This window comes from Mesorhizobium sp. U510 (assembly GCF_059180695.1).
The window spans coordinates 3,160,497-3,178,710 of record NZ_CP180532.1 but is presented as its reverse complement, the minus strand read 5'-3'; the positions used below and the strand labels follow the sequence as shown (position 1 = coordinate 3,178,710).

Genomic DNA, 18,214 nt, shown 5'->3' with positions numbered 1-18,214 from the left:
ATTGGACGAGAGGACTTCTTCGCGTGAATTATCTGATGCGACGACTGGCGACGTTTCCTCTCGTCCTGCTTGGCGTGTCCATCCTGGTCTTCGTTGCGATCCGGATGGTACCGGGCGATTCGATCACGGCGATGCTGGGCACCGAAGCCGGGCTGCTGACGCCGGCACAGCGGGATTCGCTCGCCGCCTATTTCGGCATCGACCAGCCCTGGTTCGTCCAGTACTGGCGCTGGATCGGCGGCATCCTGTACGGCAATTTCGGCATTTCGGTCACCTATGGCAGGCCGGTGCTCGACGTCATCCTCGAACGCTTTCCGCTGACACTGGAGCTGGCTCTGCTGTCGATGACCATCGCGCTTGCCGTTGGCATGCCGGCCGGCATCTACGCCGCCACGCATAGCGAAAAACCGTCCGATCTTGGGGTGCGCATCGTTGCCATGATCGGCCAGTCGACGCCGAGCTTCGTGCTCGGCCTCTTGATCATCTACACGCTGTCGGCCGGCTTCGGCGTGCTGCCGGCGATGGGCGAATTCGCGCCGCTCTGGCAGGATCCCTTGCGCAATCTCAGCCAGCTGATCCTGCCTGCGATCACGCTCGGCTTTGCCTTCGCCGCGTCGGTCACGCGCATATCGCGTTCGGCCATGCTCGACGTTTTGAGCGACGACTATGTGCGCACCGCGCGCAGTAAGGGCGCTTCGGCGCGCAGCGTCATCTGGCGGCACGCGCTGCCCAATGCGCTGATCCCGGTGGTGACGCTGAGTGGCATTGAATTCGGCTATCTCCTCGGCGGCGCCGTCATCGTCGAGCAGATCTATGCCTTGCCCGGCCTCGGACGCATGGTGCTCGACGCCATCCTGCAGCGCGACTACGCGCTGGTGCAAGGCGCTGTGCTGTTCATCGCCTTCAACTTCATGATCGTCAATCTCCTGGTCGACCTCGCCTATGTCGGGCTCGATCCGCGCATCCGGCTGGGAGAACAGTGATGCGCACCCTGTGCGCTATCTTCGGCCATGGCAGCGGCCGTATCGGCGGCGTCATCGTCAGCGTCTATTTGCTGATCGCCATCCTTGGCCTGTTCGGGCTGACGCCGCACAATCCGATCACGCAGTTCCGCGTCGACCGGCTGCACGCACCCAATGGCGCCTACTGGATGGGCACCGACCTGTTCGGCCGCGACGTGGCCAGCCGGCTGATGGCCGGCATCGGCCAATCCTTCACGGTCGCCTTCTTCTCGGTGGCCTTCGCGACTTTTGCCGGCACCGTGCTGGGGCTGGCGGCAGCCTGGCTCGGACGCCGCTGGGACGGCGTGGTGATGCGCATCATGGATGTGCTTTTGGCCTTCCCAGCGATCCTTCTGGCATTGCTCATTGTCACCGTCGCCGGGCCAGGCACCTGGACCAGCGTCGTTGCCATCGGCATCGTCTACACGCCGATCTTCACGCGCGTGGTGCGCGGCCCTGCCCTTTCGCTCAAGGCCCGCGAATTCGTCGATGCCGCGCGCACCTTCGGCAGCAGTTCGAGCTACATCGTCACGCGCCATCTGTTGCTCAATCTGGTGGCGCCGCTGACCGTGCAAGTGACGCTGGCGCTGGCCTGGGCGCTGCTCACCGAAGCCGGCCTGAGCTTCCTCGGGCTGGGCACGCAGCCGCCCGCCGCCTCGCTCGGCCTGATGCTGAGCGACAGCCGCAATCTGATGGAGACCGCGCCCTGGCTGATGATCTTTCCAGGACTGACCATCATGATCAGCATTCTCGGCTTCAACCTGCTGGGTGACGCCTTGCGCGATATCCTCGACCCCAGGATGCGGAGGGCGCCGGCATGACGCCGCTGTTGTCGGTTCGCGATCTGCACGTCGGCTTCGGCCGCGATCCGCAAGCCAATGAAGTGGTGCGCGGCATCAGCTTCGACCTTGCCGATGGCGAAACACTGGCCATTGTCGGCGAAAGCGGCTCCGGCAAATCCGTCACCGCGCTGTCGATCAACCGGCTGATCGATTTCGGCGGCGGCCGCATCACCGGCGGCGCGATGAAGCTGAAGCGGGCCGACGGCAGTCTCTTCGACCTGACGAGCGCCGCCGAACCGCAGCTACGCGGCATTCGCGGCGCCGAAATCGGCATGATCTTCCAGGAGCCGATGACCTCGCTCAACCCGGTGCTGACCATCGGTTCGCAGATCGAGGAATCGTTCCGGCTGCACCGCGGACTGACCGGCCGGCAAGCCACGGCGGCGGCCAAAGATGCGCTCGACCGCGTGCGCATTCCCGATGCCGCAAGGCGGCTGGAATACACGCCAAACCAGCTATCGGGCGGCATGCTGCAAAGGGTGATGATCGCCATTGCGCTCGCCTGCAATCCGCGCCTGCTGATCGCCGACGAGCCGACCACCGCGCTCGACGTCACCGTGCAGGCGCAGATCATGGCGCTGCTGGCCGAGTTGAAGCGCGAAACAGGCATGTCTGTGATCTTCATCACCCACGATATCGGCCTGGTTGCCGGCATCGCCGACAAGGTCATGGTGATGCAGAACGGGCAGGCCGTGGAGCAAGGCGAGCTGAACCAGATCCTCGACAGGCCGCGGCACCCCTACACCCAGCATCTGCTGCAGGATGTGCCGCATTTTGCGAGGGGAGGCGCGACCCGCGCGGACGGACAACGCGACAAGGATCCACACGCAGAACCGGCCTTGAAGGTCGACGGACTGGTGGTGCGGTTTCCCCTCAAGAGCAATTTCTTCAGCCGCGCCACCGGCGCCGTGCATGCCGTCGATGGCGTCGACTTCGACCTGATGCCGGGCGAGACTTTGGCCATCGTCGGCGAGAGCGGTTCGGGCAAATCGACCACCGCGAAGGCGGTGCTTGGGCTGGTGCGCTCGACGCGCGGCAGCTTCTCGATCGGCGCACGAAAGGCTTCGGCCGAGCGCAGCGCCAAGCCCGTGCAGATGGTGTTCCAGAATCCCTATGCCTCGCTCAATCCGAGGCTGGCCATCGAGAGCATCCTGGCAGAACCGGTGATCGCGAACGGTGGTCGTGTGGACACCGAGACACGCGCCAAAATGGCGAGCCTGCTGGAACGCGTCGGCTTGCCCAGGAATAGCCTGGAGCGCTATCCGCATGAATTCTCCGGCGGCCAGCGGCAGAGGCTGTGCATCGCGCGTGCGCTGATGCTCAACCCGTCCGTGGTCGTTCTCGATGAGGCCGTGTCGGCGCTCGATGTCTCGGTGCAGGCCAAGGTGCTGGAGCTGCTGGTCGAGCTTCAGCGCGAATTTGGGCTGGCTTATCTCTTCATCTCGCACGATATGGCAGTGGTCGAGCGGATCGCGCACCGCATCGCCGTCATCTATGCCGGCCAGATCGTCGAGATCGGCGATGCGGCCTCGGTGCTGTCGAAGCCGAAGCACTCCTATACGAAGAAACTGATCGCAGCGGTTCCGACCATCGACCGGCGGCGCGAGCATTTCGAGATCGACACACGCCAGGTTCCCTCGCTCGTGCGCCCGCAGGGTTTCGAGCCGGCGCCGGCGCTGTGGGAGCGGTTCGGGAGCGACCATATGGCGAGGGTTGAGGCGTGACTTCAGTTCTTTCGGCCGATCTTCAACAGCTCTTCGACCGCGCGTTCGCACCGTTGGAAGCCGCAGTGGCTGCCAAGCGGATTCCCGGCGGCGTGCTCGGCATTGTCGACAGCAATGGCCACCGCATCGTCAGGGCGATCGGCTCGGCGCAACTCGTGCCCAAGCAGCGTCCAATGACCGTCGAAACCTGGTTCGACCTGGCATCGCTGACCAAGGTCATCTTCACCACGCCGCGCATCTTGGCGCTGGCGGAGGACGGCGTCATCGATCTCGACGCGCCGCTAATCTCGGTGCTGCCCGACCTTCGCCAGTACGATCAATCGGCGTGGGAGCGGAAGGTGACGTTTCGCCAGTGCCTCGGCCATCAGACGCCGTTTCCGGCCGTCGAACCGATCTACACCTACGGGCGCGATCCCGAATTGCTGCGCGCCTTCATCCTGCAGCGCGAATGGCGAGCCCGTGACCCCGTTTACTCTGACATCAACTTCATCCTGCTCGGTTTCGCGCTCGAGCGGCTGTCGGGCAAGACCATCCGCGACATGGATCCCGGCCCCGGATTTGCCTGGTCCACCGAGCCGGATATCGCCGCGGCGACCGAGGACTGCACCTGGCGTCATCGCGTGCTGTCCGGCGAGGTGCACGACGACAATTGCTCGGCGCTGCAAGGCGCCGGTCATGCCGGGCTGTTCGGCACGGCAGCTTCGGTGCTGGATTTCGCACAAGGGCTGCTGGACGGCAGCGGTGCTTCCGCACGGTCGATCGCGCTGATGCGCACACCCCTTTCCGCCACCCGCACCCATGGATGGGAGCGCCCCTATGACGGCTGGTCCGGCGGGAAGTTGTGCAGGCTGGGAACGATCGGCCACACCGGCTTTACCGGCACCGGACTGTGGATCGATTTCGACAGCGGCAAGGCCTGGACCTTGCTCACCAACCGGATCCATCCGACACGTCATTTCGACAGCGGAATCATCCCGCTGCGGCAGACGGTCGGCGATCTCGTCAACGGACTTTAGGAGCTAGATGATGGAACCAATCTGGGCCGTCGGCCTGATGACGGGCACGGTGCTTGACGGCAATATCGACGTCGCGGTGATCAAGACCGATGGCGAGCGCATCGACGACTTCGGCACCTACCGGCTGATGCCCTATCCCCCGTCGATCCGCTCGCTGCTGGAAGAGACGCTGACGGCGGCGCGGGCCTGGAATTTTGTCGGGCCGGAACCGGCGATCTTCCGCAAGGCCGAGGAAGCGCTGACGCGTGCCCAGTCGGCGGCGGTGAAGGAATTGGTCGAGGGCTACGGCATGACGATGGCCGATATCGGCGTCGTCGGCTTTCATGGCCAGACGGTGCTGCATCGCGCGCCGCAGGTGGGACGACTCGGCCAGACGCGGCAATTGGGTGACGGCGAGCTGATGCATGCCCTGTTGGGCACCAAGGTCGCCTATGACTTTCGCTCGGCCGACATGCGCGCCGGCGGGCAAGGCGCGCCCCTGGCCGCCGCCTATCACACCGCGCTGATGCGCAGCGCCGGCGCCAGCGGCGAAGTGGCCGTGCTCAATCTCGGCGGCGTCGCCAACGTCACCTGGTGGGACGGCGCCGACAATGTCGTCGCCTTCGACACCGGACCGGCCAATGCGCCGCTCAACGACTTCATCAAATCGAAGGGGCTCGGCGACATGGACCGCGATGGCGCCCTTGGCCGTGCGGGAACGGTCGATGAGGCCCGGCTCGCCAAGCTGTTGCAGCATCCTTATCTCAGCAAGCCCTACCCCAAATCGCTGGACCGTTTCGATTTCGGCGCCGCCATGGCCGACGGCCTCAATGCCGAGGACGGTGCCGCCCTGCTCACCGCCTTCACCGCCGGCGCCGTCGGCAAGGCGCTTGATCTCTTGCCAAGCCGGCCCAGGAAACTGGTGGTCAGCGGCGGTGGCCGGCACAATCCGACGATGATGGCGATGCTCGCCAGCCGCGCCGGCGTCGAGGTGGTGCAGGCGGAAAGCCTAGGCTGGAGCGGCGACGCGGTGGAGGCCGAGTGTTTTGCCTTCCTGGCGGTGCGCGTGCTGCGCGGCCTGCCGATCAGCTTTCCAAGCACCACTGGCGCGCCGCAGCCGATGCGCGGCGGAAAGCTGGCCGGTTAAGCCAGTTTCTTCCGCAGGAAGATCCGGCTGCGTCCGACCGGGAAATCGGCCAGCGTGCCGAAGGGCTGATAGCCCTGGCGCTGGTAGACCTTGGCGGCGTTCGGATTGAAGGTGTCGATCCAGGCGTTGTTGCAGCCGCGCGCCAAGGCTTCCTGCTCGGCCGCGTCCAGCATCCGGCCGGCCATGTGCTGACCGCGCAGCCTTTCATCAACCCACAGCCATTGCACGTAGAGCCAGCCCCAGGCGGTGTAGCCCGAAATGCCGGCGACGACTGCGCCATCCTCGTCGCGCACGAACACAGCGAGCGCCTTTTTTTCGGACGGGCCGACATCGCCGTCATTGAACGCCGTCAGCCGTTCGGCAAGAAAGGCAAGGTCCTCCGGCAAGGGGTTTGCCGTTGTTTCGAGTGTCGTGTGCATGGCTCTTTCCGGAAAGCTCGGCTGGATGGGATGAAGGGTTACGGAGCAGGAGACTCTTGCGCAATTTCTATGTCTGCTCCCGAACAGGGTGCGGATCGCCGCCGTTGCGGAATTCGGATGCGGCAATGCCGTAGCGCTTGAGCTTGTCGTAAAAAGTCTTGCGCGGCACGCCGAGCGCGTCGATGGCGCTGCGCACATCGCCGCCATGGTCGCGCAACGCGTCACGGATGAGCTGCGCCTCGTAGTGGCCCACGCGTTCGGGCAACGAGGCGGCTGGCTCCGCCGATTGCGGGGAAACAGCTTTCGTCTCGTCATCAGGCCCAAGACCGAGTGTGACGCGATCAGCGAAATGCGCAAGTTCGCGGACATTGCCCGGCCAGGCATGCGACTGGAGATGATCGCTGACCGCGGCATTCACCTTGGCGACAGGACGGCCGAACCGTTCCGCTGCCTTGCCGAGGAAATGGCCGAACAGCATTGGAATGTCGCCGCGCCGCTCGCGCAGCGGCGGAATGCGCAGCGTCACCACGTTGAGGCGGAAATAGAGGTCCTCGCGGAAATCGCCACGCTGGTCCTGCCGGCCGAGATCGACCTTGGTTGCCGCGACGACCCGTAAATCGATGCGCCTTGTCTCGTTCGAGCCGAGCGGGGTGAGGCTGCGTGTTTCCAGCACCCGCAGCAGCTTGACCTGCAGGGCCGGCGGCATGGATTCGATCTCGTCGAGAAACAGCGTGCCGCCGCTGGAATGCTCGACGCGGCCGATCCGTCGCCGCTGCGCGCCGGTGAACGCGCCGGCCTCGTGGCCGAACAGTTCGCTTTCGATGACGGTCTCCGGCAAGGCGCCGCAATTCAGCGCCACGAAGGGTTTGGAACGACGCCGGCCCCACCGGTGCAGGAGGTCGGCCACCACCTCCTTGCCGGTTCCCGTCTCCCCCTCCACCAGAACGTCGACATCCATGTCGGCGATCTGGCGCAAGGTCTCGCGCAACCGCCGAATGGCCGGCGCCTCGCCGATCAGCGGCAGGCCGTCGGCCGCAAGCGCGGCGGCCTCGCGCAGCCGCCGGTTCTCCATCACCAACCGCCGCTTCTCCGACGCCCTTCTCAGCGCCTCGACGAGGCGATCGCCGGCATAGGGTTTTGGAATGAAATCGTAGACACCGTCCTTGAGCGCGGCGACAGCAAGATCGACATCACCATGCCCGGTGACCAGGATCACCGGTATATCAGGGTCGATCGCCTTGATACGATCGAACAGCTGCAGCCCGTTCATTCCCGGCATGCGGATGTCACTAACCACCACGCCGTCGAAGTCCCTGTCGACGACCGCAAGCGCGGCCTCGGCGGCATCGCGCGCCACCACGGTGAAGCCGGCAAGTTCGAGCAATTGCGTGGTGGCATGAAGCAGGTCCGCATCGTCGTCGACGAGCGCCACCCGCCCTGATCCCTCGTTCATTCAATTCGCCTCAAATCGATGGTGAAGGACGCGCCTTTGGCGCTGTCGGGATCGAGCCGCAAAGTGCCGCCCAATTCCTGGGCAATCTCCTGCGAGATCACCAGCCCGAGGCCGAGCCCCTTCTCCTTGGTGGTCTGGAACGGCATGAACAGATTGCCGGCCGCTTCCGGCCCGAGGCCGGGGCCGTTGTCGCGCACCGAAATCAGCACTCTGTCGCCACGTTCGGCGAGGTCGATGTCGATGCGGGGATCGGGCTGGTCCTTCGTGGCGTCGAGCGCGTTCTGCAAGAGGTTGACGAGGATCTGCTCCAGCCGGATGCGGCTTGCCATCACCATCGGCGACGCGTCGCCTTGCGGCTTGACGATGGTGACGCCGGAATCGCGGATGCGGCCGGAGAGCAGCGACAGCGCGCCGTCGATCGCCTCGCGCACCGGCAGCGGCGAAGCGGCGACACCCGGCCGGCGGGCGAAGGTGCGCAGCGTGTTGGTGATGGCGCCGATGCGTTCGGTCATCGAGACGATCGAGCTCAGATTGCCGCTCGCCGGTTCGGTCTTGCCGGTTTCGAGGAAGCGGCAGGCATTCTCGGCATAGGTGCGGATCGCGGCGACCGGCTGGTTGATCTCATGCGCCACGCCGGCGGCGATCTGGCCGAGGATGGAGAGCCGGTTGGCCTGAGCGAGATCGTCGCGCAGCCGGCGGACCTTGGCCTCGGCATTTTCGCGCTCGGCGATTTCGCCGGCAAGCGCGGTGTTGGAGCGGGTCAGCTCGGCCGTGCGTGTGCTGACCCGGCTTTCAAGCTCGGCATTCATGCGCGCCAGCGCCTCCTGCCGCAGACGGCGTGTGCGGCGGCGCCTTGTGAATACGTAGGCTAGCAGGCCGGTCAGCAGCAGCCCGAGCAGCGTCGTCAGCCGCGCCGTGTTGGCGGCGGACGAGAGAGCCGCATCCGCCGGCGTCAGCAGCCAAAGGCGCCAGCCGGGAACCGCACCGGGCAGATCCTGCACCACCTCGACAAACTGGCGCGGTTTGCCGGGGCCGTCGACAGTCGCCAGGCCATCGCCGGCACCTCGCCGTATCGGCAGAGGTTCGAAACCGGCGTCCGGCAATTGCAGCTGCTCATGGGCAGCGGCGGCGTCCTCCGCCGAAAGCGGCGCAAGGGCATGAAACCGCCACTCGGGCTGGCTGGTGGCCAGTACGACGCCGCGTTCGTCGGTGACGAAAACGAGAAACCCGCTGGAGCGCCAATTGGCCTCGACGCCGTCAAGCTCGACCTTCAGCACCGCGACGCCCAGCGGCTTGCCGTTGTCGTCGACGCGGCTCGAAAGATAGAGTCCCGGCCGGCCGCTGATCGTGCCGAGCCCATACTGGCTGGCCAAACCCTTTGCCATCGCCTCGTTGAAATAGTGGCGGAAATTATAGTCGATGCCGACAAAGCTGGTCGGCTCGCCGGCATTGCTGGCCGATATCGCGATGCCCGCCGTGTCGATGACATAGATGGCGGACGCCGAGGCGTCGCCTGATATCGCCTTGAGCTTGTCGTTGAGGGCCGCTTCCTGCATCGTCCCGGCCCGGCGCAGCGCCCCGCGCACAGCATCGTCGCGCGCCAGCACCAAGGGAACCAGACGCTGTTTTTCGATTTCGCCGGTCAGCGTTCCCGCCGCCAGCGGCAAGGCGGCAAGTGCGCCATCGCGCAGGTCATTGGTCGCCTGGCCGGTGGCGATGCGCCCCGCGACGGCGATCGCGCCTGCCAGGATCGCGAGGGCGACGACGACAACAAGCCAGCGGCCATCGCGCAGCCGCGCCACCGCCTCGCGCAGCATTTCACGACCGGCTGCGGAGCCGCTATCGGTGCCTGTCTGCGGCGTCTGCCCTCTCCTTTTCCTAGAACCCGCCACTCTAATGCGAAATTCCGCCCAGGCAAATGCCACGTGTGCGGAAATCCGCACACGCTTCCCCCGCAGGACGCCGAACAAAGCCCGGAATCCCGGCATTCCGGGCTTCCCCCGATTTGGCACAGCGCTTGCAAAACCCCTTGCCAGCGGCGGGCGACCGGAACGCCGCGATGGGAGAAGTCACGCAGGGCGGGTTCCGTCCATCCGGCCAGGGAGAGTTCGATGCACATCGCAGACCAATCGGGCGCGGCTGCCGCGCAGCGCAAGCCCCTCTATGCCCAACTCTACGTGCAGGTGCTGGTGGCGATCACCGTCGGCATCCTGCTCGGCCACTATTATCCGTCGATCGGCGAAAGCATGAAGCCGCTCGGCGACGCCTTCATCAAGCTGGTCAAGATGATCATCGCCCCGGTGATCTTCCTGACGGTGGCGACGGGCATTGCCGGCATGAGTGACCTGCAGAAGGTCGGCCGTGTCGCCGGCAAGGCGATGCTCTACTTCCTCACCTTCTCGACGCTGGCACTGATCATCGGCCTCATCGTCGCCAATGTCGTGCAGCCGGGCGCCGGGTTCAACATCGACCCGGCGACGCTGGACGCCTCGACCGTCAACACCTATGCCGCCAAGGCGCATGACCAGTCGGTCACCGGCTTCCTGATGAACATCATCCCCGGCACGATCGTCGGCGCCTTCGCCGATGGCGACATATTGCAGGTACTGTTCTTCTCGGTGCTGTTCGGCATCGCGCTGGCGCTGGTCGGCGACAAGGGCGCACCGGTGTTCAACTTCCTGCAGGCGCTGATGGCGCCGATGTTCAAGCTGGTCAGCGTGCTGATGAAGGCCGCCCCCATCGGCGCCTTCGGCGCCATGGCCTTCACCATCGGCAAATACGGCATCGGTTCGGTCATCAACCTCGCCATGCTGGTCGGCACCTTCTACGCGACGTCGCTGCTGTTCGTCTTCGTCGTGCTCGGCGCGGTCTGCCGCTACAATGGCTTTTCCATCCTGGCGCTGCTGCGCTACATCAAGGAAGAGCTGCTCTTGGTGCTGGGCACCTCCTCGTCGGAAGCGGCCCTGCCCTCGCTGATGGAGAAGATGGAGAAGGCCGGCGCCAAGCGCTCGGTGGTCGGCCTGGTCATCCCGACCGGCTATTCCTTCAACCTCGACGGCACCAACATCTACATGACGCTGGCCGCGTTGTTTATCGCGCAGGCGACAAACATCCATCTGTCGATGGGCGACCAGATCCTGCTGCTGCTGGTGGCGATGCTGTCCTCGAAAGGTGCCGCCGGCATCACCGGCGCCGGCTTCATCACCCTTGCCGCGACGCTTTCGGTCGTGCCTTCGGTGCCGGTCGCCGGCATGGCGCTGATCCTCGGCGTCGACCGTTTCATGTCGGAATGCCGGGCGCTGACCAACTTCATCGGCAATGCCGTCGCCACGCTGGTTGTCGCCCGCTGGGAAGGTGAACTCGACGAGGCAAAGCTGGCGAGAGCCCTGGCCGGCACGGCCGACGACAGCCTGCCGGCTGATATTGTTCCCGCCGAATAGTTGGCGCAGCGAATGGCATGAAAAAGGCCGGAGGCGGTGATGCCTCCGGCCGCTTTTCTAACGTGACATGTCAGCCATTGAAATCCCTCCGCGCTTCCGGGAACGTGCTTGGACCGACGGGCATGCGGGCTGCCAGGCTGCCATCGTCGAACAGGACAAGGCTGGCCGCGCCGACCAGCCCGGCGTGGCGGCCAAGCTGGGCCTGCACCACCGGCACGTCGCGATAGGCGCGCATGGCGCGCTGCCGGATGGTCGCCTCGATAACGGGGTGCATCAGGTCGAGCCCATTGGCGATGCCGCCGCCAACGACCAGGACGTCGGGCGAGTAAAGGTGCAAGAGATTGGTGAAGCCGACGCCCAGCCAGCGTGCCTCTTCCTCCAGCAGGGCCAGAGCGAGGTCGTCTTGCAGCCGCGCCGCCTCAACCACGTGGCGGCCGGTGACCTCGGCATTGGCCGAGAGGCGGCGCAACGTCGAGCCGTCAAAGGCCGATGTCGCGGCGTTGGCGCGACGGCCAAGTGCCGTGCCCGAGGCGATGGCCTCGAAGCAGCCGACGACGCCGCACACGCAGCGCTCGCCCTCGTTGGTGATGGTCATATGGCCGATCTCGGCGGCCAGCCCACGGCGGCCGTGCAAGATGCGCCCGTCGGCAACGACACCGCCGCCGATGCCGGTCGAAACCGTAACGAAGACCAGCGAGCGGGCGCCATGGCCGGCACCGAAGCGCCATTCGCCGAGTGCGGCCGCGTTGGCATCGTTTTCCAGACGCACCGGCAGGCCGAGCCGGCGCTCGAGGATGTCGGCCAGCGGCACATCCTGCCAGCCGGCAAGTGTCGGCGGTCCGACGGCGATGCCGGCCAGCGGGTCGAGCGGTCCCGGCGCGCCGACGCCGACGCCGACAATGGCGAGGCCCGGCGCCTCGGCATGCACGGTCGCGGCCAGCGCCTCGATCTGGCCGATCACCACGTCAGGTCCGGCCTGAGCCTGCGTCGGCACGGCGGCGAAGGCCAGGATCTTGCCGTCACGATCGACCAGCGCGGCACGAAGCTCGGTGCCACCAAGATCGATCGCGAGGGCGGCTTCAGTGCTCATGCCGCGACCTTCAGCCCATGCAGCCAGCCGATGCGGCCGGCGAGATCCTTGTCGCCGAAGGCGAGCGAACCGAGAACCACGGTCTGCGCACCGGCGGCACGCAGCAACGGCACGGTCTCGTGGCGGATGCCGCCGTCGGCGGCAAGCACCACTTCTGCCTCACGGCCGGCTCCTCGCAGGATAGCGCGGGCAGCCCCCAGCCTGTCGCATGCCTTGTCCGACAGGCTCTGGCCCTTCACGCCGATCGCGGTTCCCAGCAGCGTGACGAAGGCGACCTCGGAGACGAAAGGCTTCACTGCCTCGACCGGCGTCTCAAGCCGCAACACGACGCCCGCTTCGGCGCCGAGTTCGCGCGCCAGCCGCACGGCGCGCAATCCTGCCTCGCCGTTCTCGGCATGGACGCTGATCATGTCGGCGCCGGCCTCGATGAACTGGCGCGTCTGTGCCTCGACGATTGCGGCATCGACCATCAAATGGACATGGATGGGTTTGGCCGTCAGTCCGGCGATGCGGGCGACGAGATCGGGGAAGAACAGGAAGGACGGCGCGAAATGGCCGTCCGCCACATCGATGTGATGCAGATCGACATGGGGTTCGATGCGCCTGAGGTCGCTCTCGAAATTGGCGAGATTGGCCGACCAGAGCGAGAATTCGGCGATCAAGCGATCGCGCGGCAATGCGGCTATTGCCGCCGGGCCTGACGGGGGCTTTGAAGTCATGATTGGTCCTGATTGTTGAAATGTCTGTCGAGAAAGCCGCCGATAGCGGCGCGGATTTCGGCGAAATGGCGATCCTTGTCAGCCGCTTTCGGCGTCACCTGGACGAAGGCGGCATCGGGGATGGTCTCGCCGAGTTCGCGGGCGGTCGCCAGGGGATGGACGAGATCGATGCCGCTGCCGATGACCAGCGAGGGAATTGCGAGGCGAGCGGCTGCCGCCTGCGTCACGCCAGGCCCATCATTGGCGATCTCCTGCATCACCTCGGCGAAGGTCGTCGCGTTTTCACGCGCAAAGAAGCCGAGCAGCGAAGCAAGATTGTCCGGCGCTTCCGCGCGAAAGCGGGCTGATGTCGCGGAGGACGCGAAGGCGTCGTGGGCCTCCGCGAGGGGGAGCCGTCGGATAAGTTCCGCCACTTCGACATAGGGGCGCATGTTGCACGGTGCCGCATCGAAGGCCCAGGCAGGTCGCACCAGCACCAGGCCAAGCACGCGGTCCGGATGGCGAGCAGCAAGCCGCAGCGCAATAGCCGCGCCCATGGAAATGCCGCCGGCTACGAAACGGTCGAGGCCGGCCGCATCGGCGGCGGCCAGCACATCGTCGGCGAACATGGTGATCGAGAACGGACGCCTGCTGCCGGCGCTGGAGGCGCCCTGCGCGCGGCATTCGACGGTCAGCCGGCGGTATGATGGTTGGTCAGGAAAGTTCTGCGCCACCTGATTGGCGTCGCCGCCGAGGCCATGCTGGAAGACGACGGGAAGCCTGCCCTGCCCTGTGTCGAAGACACGAAGCGCGGCGTCGTCGCGCAGCAGGATCGTCGGCGCGGCGCTCATCAGAGCAACCCCCGCAGGAAGGCGGCGACTTCAGGGGCCTCATCAGCGGACAGCCCGTGCGTGACGAGCGCACCGCCAAAACCCACGGCCTTCAGCCGCGCGACGAAATCCGGGAAGTCGACGATGCCTTGTCCAGCCGTGGCGAAGCGGGCATCACCATGCCGATCCTTGGCGTGCGCCATGGCGATGTGCCCGGCGGCCTCGCCGACCGCGGCAGCGACGATAGTACGCGCTTCGTCTGGCGTGGCGTACTCGAACAGATTGGCCGGATCGAGCACGATCTTCAGTCGCTTCGAGCGCATGTCGGCGATCAGGCGCGTCGCGTCGCTCGCCGAAGTGACGATGTTGGCCTGCTCGGGCTCAATGCCGAGATCGATGCCGGCATCCTCGGCCAGCGCCAGCGCCTTGCCCATTTCGGCAGCCATGTCGCACCAGGCGGAGGGGGTGGCATTTTCGGGATGATAGGCCCATTGATCGGCGATATTGCGCGAGCCGGTGCAGAGCGTGACCAGCGGGATGCCGAGGGATGCAGCCGTCTTGATGACCACACCAAGACGGCGAAGGCCATCGTCGCGCACCGATCTGTCGGGATGCGCCATGTTGTAGGTGCCCGAGAGGGCTGCAAGCGAGACGCCTGATGATTGCACTGCAGCACGGATGGACTCGATGGCATCCGCCGGGACGGCATCCGGCATTGACGGCAGGCCGGCGCAGGCGAGATTGAACTGCGTCGTCTCATATCCGGCCTGCTTCACCGCGGGCAACACGGCGCTCGGGTCGGTGCCGGGAAAAGTCTTGGCGAAAATGCCGAGGCGCATCAGACCGCACCCGAAACCGAGGCGAGTTCGACCCGCTCGCCTGTCTCGACAGAACGGGCAATCGCCACCATGGCGCGGATCGAGGCGATGCCGTCCTCGACATTGGCGCCGCGCATCGGCGCGCCGGTCAGCACCGTATCGGCAAGACCCTCCAACTGACGGCGGAAGAAATGGCCGTCGGCGCCGAGCGGCTTGCGCGAGGTCGCATCCTTTTCATGGAAGATATCGACCTCGCTGGCGCGGAAGTACCAGGGGTTGAATGTTTTCGCGATAACGGAACCGTTCTCGCCATAAAGCTGGAAGCCTTCATGCCAGTCCATGCGCACGGCGACGGTGAGGTCGAGATGGCCGAGCGCGCCGCTTGCGAATTCGGTTTCGACGAACCAGCAATAGGCGCCGAAGCGTTCATTGAGACGGGCGCGCACGGCGGTGATTTCGCCGCACAGGAAGCGCGCCGTGTCGACCAGATGCGAGCCATGCGCCAGCATGAAATATTGCCGCAGGTCCGCCTTCGGGTTGCCCGAAGGTTTCCTCGCCAGCTTGCTGGTGACCGGCAGCGGCTGCACGGCATCGGTGTTGGTGTAGCGATGGGTGGAATCGCAATACCAGGCCTTCAGCGCCAGCACCTCGCCCATCTCGTCACGGACGAAGTCGCGCGCGGCCTCCAGCGCCGGATCGAAGCGCTTCATGTGCCCGACCTGCAGCACCTTGCCCGAACGCTTCACCGCCGCCGCCAGCGCCTCGCCCTCCTCGACCGAAGTGCCGATCGGCTTTTCGCACAGCACATGCTTTCCGGCGTCGAGCGCCTTGATCGACATCGGCACGTGATAGGCATCCGAGGTGGCGACGACCACCGCCTCCAGCTCAGGATCGGCGAGCATGGCGTCATAGTCGGCATACATTCTTTGCGGCTCGTAGGTGGCGCCCATGCGGGCGAGCAGGTCGGGAGCCGCATCGCAGATGGCGTAGAGATCGGCATTGCCGGCCTTGGCGCAGGATTCCAGGTGCGCGAACTGTGCGATCGGGCCGCAGCCGAGCACACCGACCCTGAGGCGTCTGTCTTGTTTCTTGATCATCGTTTCGTTCTTCAGGCGCCGTAGCTGCGCATCGTCTGGCGGTTGGTCTTGACCGCGCCGGCGGGATCGGCGGCGGCCGTTTCGGATTCCTCTTCCAGCACCAGCCAGCCATTGAAACGCGGCGCGGTGCCGGCAATCTCGATAACTGCAGGGGTATCGCAGACCCCCTTGCCCAGCATCGCCCAGGTGCCGTTGGCGTCGACGTCCTTCAAGTGGATGTAGCGGATGCGGTCGCGATAGGTGCGCAGCGTGTCGGCCATGTCCTTGTGGCCGCGCAAAATATGACCGGTGTCCGGCACCCAGCCGACCAGATCGCGGTCGAGCAAGGCGAAGATCCTGTCGTAGTCGGCGCGGTCGAACAGCAGCGTGTTGTGGTGCGAACTCGGATGCACCGCCACCTGGACACCGGCCTTGCGGCCGAGTTCGCCGGCCCTGTTGTAAACCTCGGCGGCGATGGCGAACTTGCCGTCGCGCGGCCCGTCGGACACCACGGTTGCCGAACCCATGGAGACCAGCGCGCCGGGAAAGGCGGCGGCGAAATCGATCCAGCGCTGCGCCGCCTCGAGGTCGGCGCCAATCTCCTCCTTCAGCGTAAAGCCGCTGTTCGAGCCGAAGGCAAAGGAGACCAGCGTCAGGCCGGACGACTTCAGCGCGGCGGCGAATTCCGACGGCCGGTCGGCGTAGCGGCCGATCATGGTGTCGGTGATCTCGATGCCGGAATAGCCGCCGTCGGCAATGGCCTTCAACAGATCGTCGGGGCCGCCGGCAAAACGGTCGCCGAGCATTTCCCAGGTAAAGGTCTGGCAGCCGACTTTAAGGTCCTTCACGTTCATCCTTTCAATCCTTGATACCGCTTATAGTTGATGCCGCCGTGGCATGGACATCCTACTTGACCGAGCCCGCGGTCATCCCGGCGAGGAAGTACCTCTGGGCAACGAGGTAGATGAGCAAGAGCGGCAGCGAGCCGAGCACGCTCATCGCCATCATCTGGTTCCATTCGAAGGCGTGCTGCCCCATCAACAGCTGGATGCCGATCGGGACGGTGCGCATGGACGTTGATTTCGTCAGCGTCAGCGCAAAGAGAAATTCGTTCCAGCACAACAGGAAGGTGTAGACCGACGTCGCCACGATACCAGGCAGCGAAATCGGGACGATCACCCGCCAAAGCGCTGTCCAGCTGGTGCCGCCATCGACAGCCACGGCTTCATCGAGATCGCGGGGCAAGGTGTTCAGATATCCCGTCATCAGCAGGATCGCGTACGGCAGGGTGAACACCAGGTAAGTCAGGATCAGTGCGACATAGGTATCGAAGATACCGTATGAGACGACAAGCCCGAAGAACGGGATCAAAAGTGTGATCGGCGGAATCGTCTGCGTGCTGATGATGAGTGTGTTCAGGCTGCCCTTGCCGCGGAAGTTGAAGCGGCTGAACCCGTAGGCCGCCAGCAAGGCGATCAGCACCGTCAGCACGGTTACCGTTCCCGCCACGAAATAGCTGTTGAAGAAGAAGCGCAGCTTTACCGGGTCGCCGAGGATGGCTGCATACGCTTCCAGCGTGAAGGCCTTTGGCAGGATGGTTGGCGGCAGGGCAAAGATTTCGGTATTCGATTTGAACGAACTGCTCAGCATCCAGTAGATCGGGAATGCCGCGAAGAAGAGTCCCGCTGCAAGCGCTACATGAAGCGCGACGGTGATCAGCCTGTCTTTTGGCGTATGCCTTTTCCTCATGGTGACTACCGAGCCTTTTGATAGCGAATATAGAACAGCGTCAGGCCGAGAGAGATCAACAAGATGACCACAGCGCTCGCCGAAGCCTGCGACAGGTTGTAGCTCGAAAACGCCAGCTTATAGGTGTAGGTACTGAGGACCTCGGTCGAGTAGATCGGACCACCGCCCGTCGTTATCCAGATTAACGGGAAGACCTGCATGGTCCAGATGAAGTCGAGCAGCGAGATGCTGATGATGATCGGCATCAGCTGCGGGATAGTGATGAAGATCAGCTTCTGGTAGGCTTTCGCCCCGTCGATGTCGGCGGCCTCGTAGAAATCCTTGGGAATGCCCTGCAAACCCGCGAGCAGGCTGACCATGAAGAGCGGATAACCCGCCCAGATGTTGGCGAAGGTGACGGCGTGCAGCGCGGTCTCAGGCGAGGAAAACCATTCGATCTTGGAACCGATAATGCCGATTTGCATGAGAATGCTGTTCACCACGCCGTTCGGCTCGAGCAGCAGGCGCCAGATCACCGCGATGATCACCGCGGTGAACAGCCAGGGCAGTATGTAGAGCACGCGCAGAATATTGCGCAGCGTCGGATTGATGCGGTCGCTGTTCAGCATGAGCGCGAAGACCATGCCGATGGTCATGTGGAAAATGACACTCATGCATGTGAAGTAGAGCGTGTGCCACAGCGATGCCCAGAACACCGGATCGTCGAAGATCGCCTGGTAATGTTTCAGTCCGGCAAAGGTTGGGTCACGACGCAGCACCGCGCTGTTCTGGAACGAGTAGGCAATCACCGTCACCATCGGCAGCAGCATCAGAAGCCCGATTATGAGCAGCGAGGGCGACAGATAGAGGTAGGGTGCGACCGCTCGTTTCAGCTTGTGGTGGGAGCGCTTTTGCCGGGTCATGTGCCAACCTTGGGATACGCCTTCAAGAGA

General features: G+C 64.8%; 17 protein-coding genes. 6 read left to right on the top strand and 11 right to left on the bottom strand.

The features are described 5' to 3' along the window. Positions 1-23 precede the first annotated feature (23 nt). The 5 genes from ACLGL5_RS16855 to ACLGL5_RS16835 are packed head-to-tail and all read left to right on the top strand — an operon-like array spanning position 24 to position 5,709. Entirely contained in the window at positions 24-983 is a 960-nt protein-coding gene (locus ACLGL5_RS16855; protein ID WP_069091603.1) for an ABC transporter permease, read from the top strand. Further along, the gene (locus ACLGL5_RS16850; RefSeq protein WP_069091602.1) at positions 983-1,822 is read left to right on the top strand and encodes an ABC transporter permease; all 840 of its coding nucleotides are present in this window, start codon (positions 983-985) and stop codon (positions 1,820-1,822) included. The genes ACLGL5_RS16855 and ACLGL5_RS16850 overlap by 1 nt, the downstream gene beginning before the upstream one ends. Continuing rightward, positions 1,819-3,567, top strand: a complete 1,749-nt coding sequence (locus ACLGL5_RS16845; RefSeq protein ID WP_069091601.1) for an ABC transporter ATP-binding protein — start codon at positions 1,819-1,821, stop codon at positions 3,565-3,567. Before ACLGL5_RS16850 ends, ACLGL5_RS16845 begins: the two co-directional genes overlap by 4 nt. Beyond that, positions 3,564-4,583, top strand: coding sequence for a serine hydrolase domain-containing protein (locus ACLGL5_RS16840; protein WP_064983273.1), 1,020 nt, complete (start codon positions 3,564-3,566; stop codon positions 4,581-4,583). Before ACLGL5_RS16845 ends, ACLGL5_RS16840 begins: the two co-directional genes overlap by 4 nt. 10 nt (positions 4,584-4,593) lie before the next feature. Then, positions 4,594-5,709, top strand: coding sequence for an anhydro-N-acetylmuramic acid kinase (locus ACLGL5_RS16835; RefSeq protein WP_069093348.1), 1,116 nt, complete (start codon positions 4,594-4,596; stop codon positions 5,707-5,709). On the opposite strand, the gene ACLGL5_RS16830 is transcribed toward ACLGL5_RS16835, so the two are convergent. The 3 genes from ACLGL5_RS16830 to ACLGL5_RS16820 all read right to left on the bottom strand — a co-directional run bounded on the left by ACLGL5_RS16830 (position 5,706) and on the right by ACLGL5_RS16820 (position 9,398). Continuing rightward, on the bottom strand, positions 5,706-6,128 hold the full coding sequence (locus tag ACLGL5_RS16830; protein ID WP_019856795.1) for a GNAT family N-acetyltransferase: 423 nt from the start codon (positions 6,126-6,128) through the stop codon (positions 5,706-5,708). The genes ACLGL5_RS16835 and ACLGL5_RS16830 overlap by 4 nt on opposite strands. 67 nt (positions 6,129-6,195) lie before the next feature. Beyond that, a complete protein-coding gene (locus tag ACLGL5_RS16825) occupies positions 6,196-7,581 on the bottom strand; it encodes a sigma-54-dependent transcriptional regulator (RefSeq protein WP_038645200.1) in 1,386 nt (461 codons plus the stop codon). After that, positions 7,578-9,398 carry a sensor histidine kinase gene (locus tag ACLGL5_RS16820; RefSeq protein ID WP_069091600.1) on the bottom strand — a complete coding sequence of 607 codons (1,821 nt, stop codon included), beginning with the start codon at positions 9,396-9,398 and terminating at the stop codon, positions 7,578-7,580. The genes ACLGL5_RS16825 and ACLGL5_RS16820 overlap by 4 nt, the downstream gene beginning before the upstream one ends. 294 nt (positions 9,399-9,692) lie before the next feature. Here ACLGL5_RS16820 and ACLGL5_RS16815 point away from each other — a divergent pair, with 294 nt between their 5' ends. Further along, the gene (locus ACLGL5_RS16815) at positions 9,693-11,021 is read left to right on the top strand and encodes a dicarboxylate/amino acid:cation symporter (RefSeq protein ID WP_019856792.1); all 1,329 of its coding nucleotides are present in this window, start codon (positions 9,693-9,695) and stop codon (positions 11,019-11,021) included. 70 nt (positions 11,022-11,091) lie between these two features. Here the strand turns inward: ACLGL5_RS16815 and ACLGL5_RS16810 are convergent, their stop codons facing one another. The 8 genes from ACLGL5_RS16810 to ACLGL5_RS16775 are packed head-to-tail and all read right to left on the bottom strand — an operon-like array spanning position 11,092 to position 18,184. Beyond that, complete coding sequence (locus tag ACLGL5_RS16810) at positions 11,092-12,111, bottom strand: ROK family protein (RefSeq protein WP_019856791.1); 1,020 nt, start codon at positions 12,109-12,111, stop codon at positions 11,092-11,094. Then, on the bottom strand, positions 12,108-12,830 hold the full coding sequence (locus tag ACLGL5_RS16805; protein ID WP_019856790.1) for a ribulose-phosphate 3-epimerase: 723 nt from the start codon (positions 12,828-12,830) through the stop codon (positions 12,108-12,110). Before ACLGL5_RS16805 ends, ACLGL5_RS16810 begins: the two co-directional genes overlap by 4 nt. Then, complete coding sequence (locus tag ACLGL5_RS16800) at positions 12,827-13,660, bottom strand: alpha/beta fold hydrolase (protein WP_019856789.1); 834 nt, start codon at positions 13,658-13,660, stop codon at positions 12,827-12,829. Before ACLGL5_RS16800 ends, ACLGL5_RS16805 begins: the two co-directional genes overlap by 4 nt. Beyond that, positions 13,660-14,478, bottom strand: a complete 819-nt coding sequence (locus tag ACLGL5_RS16795) for a sugar phosphate isomerase/epimerase family protein (RefSeq protein ID WP_069091599.1) — start codon at positions 14,476-14,478, stop codon at positions 13,660-13,662. Before ACLGL5_RS16795 ends, ACLGL5_RS16800 begins: the two co-directional genes overlap by 1 nt. Beyond that, positions 14,478-15,554: a Gfo/Idh/MocA family protein gene (locus tag ACLGL5_RS16790; RefSeq protein WP_069091598.1), complete on the bottom strand. Its 1,077-nt coding sequence runs from the start codon at positions 15,552-15,554 to the stop codon at positions 14,478-14,480. Before ACLGL5_RS16790 ends, ACLGL5_RS16795 begins: the two co-directional genes overlap by 1 nt. Before the next feature lie 11 nt (positions 15,555-15,565). Next, positions 15,566-16,387, bottom strand: a complete 822-nt coding sequence (locus tag ACLGL5_RS16785; RefSeq protein WP_069091597.1) for a sugar phosphate isomerase/epimerase family protein — start codon at positions 16,385-16,387, stop codon at positions 15,566-15,568. A 52-nt stretch (positions 16,388-16,439) separates the two neighbouring features. Further along, the gene (locus ACLGL5_RS16780) at positions 16,440-17,282 is read right to left on the bottom strand and encodes a carbohydrate ABC transporter permease (protein WP_019856785.1); all 843 of its coding nucleotides are present in this window, start codon (positions 17,280-17,282) and stop codon (positions 16,440-16,442) included. A 5-nt stretch (positions 17,283-17,287) separates the two neighbouring features. Continuing rightward, entirely contained in the window at positions 17,288-18,184 is an 897-nt protein-coding gene (locus ACLGL5_RS16775; RefSeq protein WP_010914683.1) for a carbohydrate ABC transporter permease, read from the bottom strand. Positions 18,185-18,214: the final 30 nt, after the last annotated feature.

Excerpts from the sequence above, each read along its gene's own strand:
- ACLGL5_RS16785 (WP_069091597.1), bottom strand. The coding sequence starts at position 16,387 with ATGAACGTGAAGGACCTTAAAGTCGGCTGCCAGACCTTTACCTGGGAA.
- ACLGL5_RS16780 (WP_019856785.1), bottom strand. The coding sequence starts at position 17,282 with ATGAGGAAAAGGCATACGCCAAAAGACAGGCTGATCACCGTCGCGCTT.
- ACLGL5_RS16845 (WP_069091601.1), top strand. The coding sequence starts at position 1,819 with ATGACGCCGCTGTTGTCGGTTCGCGATCTGCACGTCGGCTTCGGCCGC.
- ACLGL5_RS16825 (WP_038645200.1), bottom strand. The coding sequence starts at position 7,581 with ATGAACGAGGGATCAGGGCGGGTGGCGCTCGTCGACGACGATGCGGAC.
- ACLGL5_RS16775 (WP_010914683.1), bottom strand. The coding sequence starts at position 18,184 with ATGACCCGGCAAAAGCGCTCCCACCACAAGCTGAAACGAGCGGTCGCA.
- ACLGL5_RS16815 (WP_019856792.1), top strand. The coding sequence starts at position 9,693 with ATGCACATCGCAGACCAATCGGGCGCGGCTGCCGCGCAGCGCAAGCCC.
- ACLGL5_RS16805 (WP_019856790.1), bottom strand. The coding sequence starts at position 12,830 with ATGACTTCAAAGCCCCCGTCAGGCCCGGCGGCAATAGCCGCATTGCCG.
- ACLGL5_RS16850 (WP_069091602.1), top strand. The coding sequence starts at position 983 with ATGCGCACCCTGTGCGCTATCTTCGGCCATGGCAGCGGCCGTATCGGC.
- ACLGL5_RS16790 (WP_069091598.1), bottom strand. The coding sequence starts at position 15,554 with ATGATCAAGAAACAAGACAGACGCCTCAGGGTCGGTGTGCTCGGCTGC.
- ACLGL5_RS16820 (WP_069091600.1), bottom strand. The coding sequence starts at position 9,398 with ATGCTGCGCGAGGCGGTGGCGCGGCTGCGCGATGGCCGCTGGCTTGTT.
- ACLGL5_RS16810 (WP_019856791.1), bottom strand. The coding sequence starts at position 12,111 with ATGAGCACTGAAGCCGCCCTCGCGATCGATCTTGGTGGCACCGAGCTT.
- ACLGL5_RS16800 (WP_019856789.1), bottom strand. The coding sequence starts at position 13,660 with ATGAGCGCCGCGCCGACGATCCTGCTGCGCGACGACGCCGCGCTTCGT.
- ACLGL5_RS16835 (WP_069093348.1), top strand. The coding sequence starts at position 4,594 with ATGGAACCAATCTGGGCCGTCGGCCTGATGACGGGCACGGTGCTTGAC.
- ACLGL5_RS16830 (WP_019856795.1), bottom strand. The coding sequence starts at position 6,128 with ATGCACACGACACTCGAAACAACGGCAAACCCCTTGCCGGAGGACCTT.
- ACLGL5_RS16795 (WP_069091599.1), bottom strand. The coding sequence starts at position 14,478 with ATGCGCCTCGGCATTTTCGCCAAGACTTTTCCCGGCACCGACCCGAGC.